The 4,495-nt window shown below is 42.1% G+C and carries 5 protein-coding genes; 1 reads left to right on the top strand and 4 read right to left on the bottom strand.

What is annotated here, in order from left to right; translation table 11 throughout:
- Positions 1 to 187 (top strand): hypothetical protein (locus tag ACKPQ4_RS08120; RefSeq protein ID WP_407680687.1); only part of this gene is annotated, 187 nt, incomplete at its 5' end.
- Between the two features lie 43 nt (positions 188 to 230).
- On the opposite strand, the gene ACKPQ4_RS08115 is transcribed toward ACKPQ4_RS08120, so the two are convergent.
- From ACKPQ4_RS08115 to mreC, 4 genes are all read right to left on the bottom strand, one after another.
- Positions 231 to 821 carry a thioredoxin family protein gene (locus ACKPQ4_RS08115; protein ID WP_407680686.1) on the bottom strand — a complete coding sequence of 197 codons (591 nt, stop codon included), beginning with the start codon at positions 819 to 821 and terminating at the stop codon, positions 231 to 233.
- Positions 822 to 824: 3 nt separating this feature from the next.
- Positions 825 to 3,413 carry a penicillin-binding transpeptidase domain-containing protein gene (locus tag ACKPQ4_RS08110; RefSeq protein WP_407680685.1) on the bottom strand — a complete coding sequence of 863 codons (2,589 nt, stop codon included), beginning with the start codon at positions 3,411 to 3,413 and terminating at the stop codon, positions 825 to 827.
- Positions 3,410 to 3,940: a rod shape-determining protein MreD gene (gene mreD / locus ACKPQ4_RS08105; protein ID WP_407680684.1), complete on the bottom strand. Its 531-nt coding sequence runs from the start codon at positions 3,938 to 3,940 to the stop codon at positions 3,410 to 3,412. Before mreD ends, ACKPQ4_RS08110 begins: the two co-directional genes overlap by 4 nt.
- Positions 3,941 to 3,943: 3 nt before the next feature.
- Positions 3,944 to 4,495 (bottom strand): rod shape-determining protein MreC (gene mreC / locus ACKPQ4_RS08100; protein WP_407680683.1); only part of this gene is annotated, 552 nt, incomplete at its 5' end.

Raw genomic sequence — 4,495 nt, 5'->3', positions numbered from 1 at the left:
GTTGCAAGATTGGGATGGAGCCTTGGGTCTTTTTGAAAAAGCGAAGGGGATGGAACCAAATAAACCAGGCGTAACCCCAGGGGTGAAAGACAATCCATCAATGATCTTAATAGATCGTTGCAAGGTGATGAGAGAAAACCCTCCAGCAGCGGATTGGGATGGTGTTTATGTGATGACAACCAAATAGAACACCTTCTACTAAGGTGTTTAATTTAATTTGAGAATTAAAACTATTTTTTGGGCTTAAAATATTCAGGTTCGTTTCCACTCTTCCATTTCAAATTACATCCTAGGCTAGGCTTTTGGACTTTCGGAGCTGGCTGATTTAGCAAAAGACTATCAACGGCCAATGATAGTTCAGTCCCAGTTGCCTCAAGTTGATTTCCGGGGCGAGAATCATCAAACTGTCCACGATAAAATAAAGAAAGCTTGGAATCAAAAAGGAAAAAATCTGGAGTGCATGCTGCTCTGTAAGCCAAGGCAACAGATTGATCTTCATCATAGAGGTATGGGAATTGAAATTGTTTTTTTTCAGCGAGTTCTCTCATTTTAACTGGAGAATCATCCGGATATTTATCCGCATCATTCGAAGAAATCAAAAAAACTTTGATTCCTTTTTTGACCCATTCATTACTCATTCTTACGAGTGGGTCTAAGAGGTGGATGACATAAGGGCAGTGATTACAGACGAATGCAATTAAGCATCCTTTGTGAATATCGACAGTCTGAAGATCAATAGATTGATTGGTGCAAACATTGGGTAAGGAAAAGGAGGGAGCTTTTGTTCCCAATGGAAGCATAGTAGATGGAGTAGCAACCATAGTTTAGGGGGCTTGGGGGGTATTATGTTTTATTGATGATAAGGAATTCGGATATTTTGCAAAGTAGGCCGCAAGTAAGTCTCGGGCGATTGGCGTAGCGGTTAATCCTCCCTGTACTTGGTCTTGAGGAATAACGCCTTCGATTAATACAGATACCGCAACCTTGGGAGAATCTGCCGGAGCAAAACCGATAAACCATGCAAGGTTTAATTTCATATTGTGGTTACGCCATTGCCCTGTACCTGTCTTGCCCGCAACCAAGACTCCATCAATTTGACACCTTCTCGCCGTTCCTTCCTTAGTAGCCAAGATCATACCGTCAACGATGGCTTGCCGGCTTGCATCATCTGTGAGCGGTTCCAAAGGAATTGATTCAGGCTTTGGATTGATCGTGATTTTAGGGTCGAAAGACTTAAGATTAGCTGCCAATTTTGCCATAAAACAAGCCATTTGTAGTGGACTTTGTCTGAGACCGCCTTGGCCAATTGATATGTTAAAGGTATCTTCCATTGTCCAATTAACTCCAACTCGATTCTTTTTCCAAGTCGGATCCGGGACGATAGGTGAGTCTCTTAGTGATGGGAGATCCAACAAAGGTCTTTGGTCCATTCCCACTCTTCTTGCTTCAGAAATTAAATGCTCATGTCCCATCCTTTCTGCACATCTAAAAAAGTAAACATTGCAGCTCTGAGCAATTGCTTGACGAAGATTCAATTCTCCATGCTGCCCCGGGTGTACATGGCATTTCATACCCCGGTAAATCCCCTCGCACTTTAATTCTTCGCTCGGGTCCAGCGTGTTGGCTCCTAGTCCCGCAAGTGCGGTTACTAATTTAAATGGAGATGCCGGAGCATAGCCGGGATGCCAAGCCCGAGGTAACCAAGCCTCATTCCTCTGAATTTCATCATAAGCAGCCTGTGAAATATAAGGAGTTAAACTGCTAAGATCGTAATTTGGTTTACTGGCAAGAGCAAGAATTTCAAAGGTTTCTAAATCTAGAAGAACAGCAGCACCAGGGGGCGGAAGGGGGGGAGATAGGGAAAAAGCTCCTGGGTTATTTGCCGCCCTTTGTAAAACACCTTGCGAATAAAGACGCCTAAGGAGTCTTTGAGCATCCTCTTCTGTCCCTTTGAAACCGGCCACGGTTGATGCTTGTTTTCCTGTTAAGGGGAAAGGGGCATCTTTGAAAGCGGAGAGTAGTAATTCAGCACGAACTTCTGTCTCATTCGTCCCAAGTAGGGCACGGCTCGTTCTGCGCTCCAAAGTCCGAGCCCAATCCCGATCTGGTAAAATTCTTTGACTGGCCACTTTCGTAACCATTCGATCGATTGATTGTTCGGCAACTTTTTGAAGATCGAGATCAAGGGTAAGGTGGACAGACTTTCCTTTTTCGGACGCTTGCCTTTGTACTCTTTCAAAACGCGAACCCATTGGGTTGACGATCCAAATGTCCGCACCGTCTTTGCCGCGCAATTGATGGTCAAAAGCTTTTTCAACACCAGCCTTACCTGTTCTTCCTTGGAGTTCAAAAGTAGCGAGGTCAGCACCGGCAAGTGAATCTAAGTTTGCTTCATAGCCACTGCCCACATATCCCAAAACATGAGAAGCAAGGTAACTTTCCGGATAATACCGAACCGCTTTTGCTTGAACCTGAATAGGCGATTCTGGGGGAAGTTTCTCTACTAGAACTGCATATTCTTCGTTCGTTAAATCACCACAGATTTCCAGAGGAAGAACGAGTTTTCTACGCCAATGTTTTTGAATATCGTTCATACTTAACTCGCTATTTCGACCAGTTAAGCGATTTACTTCACTTAGGTAATTTTGTACCACAGTATATCTTGCTTCCCAGGAATGTGAAAATCCGTTTACCGAAAAATCAAGAGCCCCATCCTCGGTCCCATTGAGAACATTTCCAAGCCACGATTGGTCACCCTTTGCACTATTAACCTTTGCTAGGGGCAGTCCTTGGGAATCCAGATCATAATCCAAAGAAAACAAACCACCAATATCGGTAACTAGGTGGTTTTCCGAATTAACAACTCGAAAAGACTGGAATTCTTTGGCCAAAGACTTTTCGACTCTGCAAAGCCATGAATTCCCTGATTGTTTTACACTTAATTGCTTTTTGTTTATCCAAGCGACGACTTTTTTATCGGGTGAAATAACCTTCCCGCTAAGAGTAATTGCTCGTTTGCTTACATGATCATTAGTAAAGCTAAAGTTAAGTAAATCGACTAAATCCAAATGAGGAATTTTAGAGAGTTCCTCTCGCATCGAATAAGATAATCTTCGAAGCTTAACTTTTTCTTCCCAAATTTTTCTATTAAGAAGCTCTAGATGAAGGGTAGCTGAATAATGTGCACGATTGCCAATTAAGAGATTATTTTCTCGGTCTACAACATCTCCTCTAGCTCCCGGTTTTAAAATTCTTCTTTGACCCTGAATACGCTCTTTTTCCAGGTAAGCATCCCGCTCCCAAATTTGCCTAAAAAATAAATAACCAAATAAAACAAGAAAAAGACCAAGGTAGACTCCTGCAAAAATTCGAAAGCGTCGAGTTTCAGGAAAATATTTCTCAAAAAACTTCATTTCTTAAGCAAAGGAAGTCCTTCAGATGTGGGCTTTATTCCCATAATCAAACTATTACAAAAGCTAGAAAACCATAGTGAAAGTGGAATGAGAAAAACCATAGATAGTGGAAGTTCGATCAAAAAACGTGTCCATGTCCAAGATGCAAGGCTTGGTTGGAATGAGGTGCAAAGTATTGCCCATAGAATGGCCATGATCAGGTTGGCAATGAGCTGAAAAATAGTAATTTGGATAGAGCTTTGCTTTCCTAAGTGCAAAAATTCCCGGGCGATTAGAAAAATTAGGCACATGGCAAACGCATGAAAACCAAGAGTATGGTTAAAAAAAAGATCGAAGATTAGGCCACTAAGAAAAAGAGCAGGCAAACTACGATTCAATCCGAGTAGTTGATAGTGTGGAATAAAAAAAATGCCAGGCAGATAAAGAAAAAAGCCCCACTTCCCAATTACCGAATTAAATAAGGATAAGGTTACGATAAATATGAAGTTGGCTAAGATAAGTACGCCCAAAAGTCGGTTTAAAGCCATCTCCTATTCCTGTTTTCCTTGAGGGGGAGTAGGTCTGAGCACTGAGACTTCAGGAACTTTTCCTAGGTCTTTATGTAAGATAACTTTACCATTTTTAAATAGACCATCCCCACTTTCCTCGAGCATTCTTACTGTTCCAATATGAAGGCCGCTTGGAAAGGTACCTCCCAGGGCAGATGTTTTTAAAAACAGTGGTTTGCCTTTTTCAATGGTTATGTCGTGAGGTACATCTAATACTACGCCTATGGGTTTACCACCGGGAAGGATTCCGTCACCCTGAAAAGTTACCGGTCTGTCATCTCCTTGAAAGTGGGCAACGATTCGAAAATTTGGATTTGTGCATAGCTCAACTTTTGAGGAATTAAACCCAGATCGTTTAATTCTTCCAACAATTCCATGAGAAAAAACTACACCCATGCCAGGGAATATCTTTTGGTTGGTTCCTTTTCGTAAGGATAGTTCTTGCCACCATGCACTTAGATTGCGGTGGGTAACCCTTGCGATTATAGGTTGGAAGGAAGCTTCAGGATCAATCCCGAGCTCTTTTTGTAGAAT

It is taken from the genome of Candidatus Chordibacter forsetii, assembly GCF_964187505.1.
Classification (GTDB): Bacteria; Verrucomicrobiota; Verrucomicrobiia; order Opitutales; family Seribacteraceae; genus Chordibacter; species Chordibacter forsetii.
This window is presented reverse-complemented; position numbering and strand designations above follow the sequence as displayed.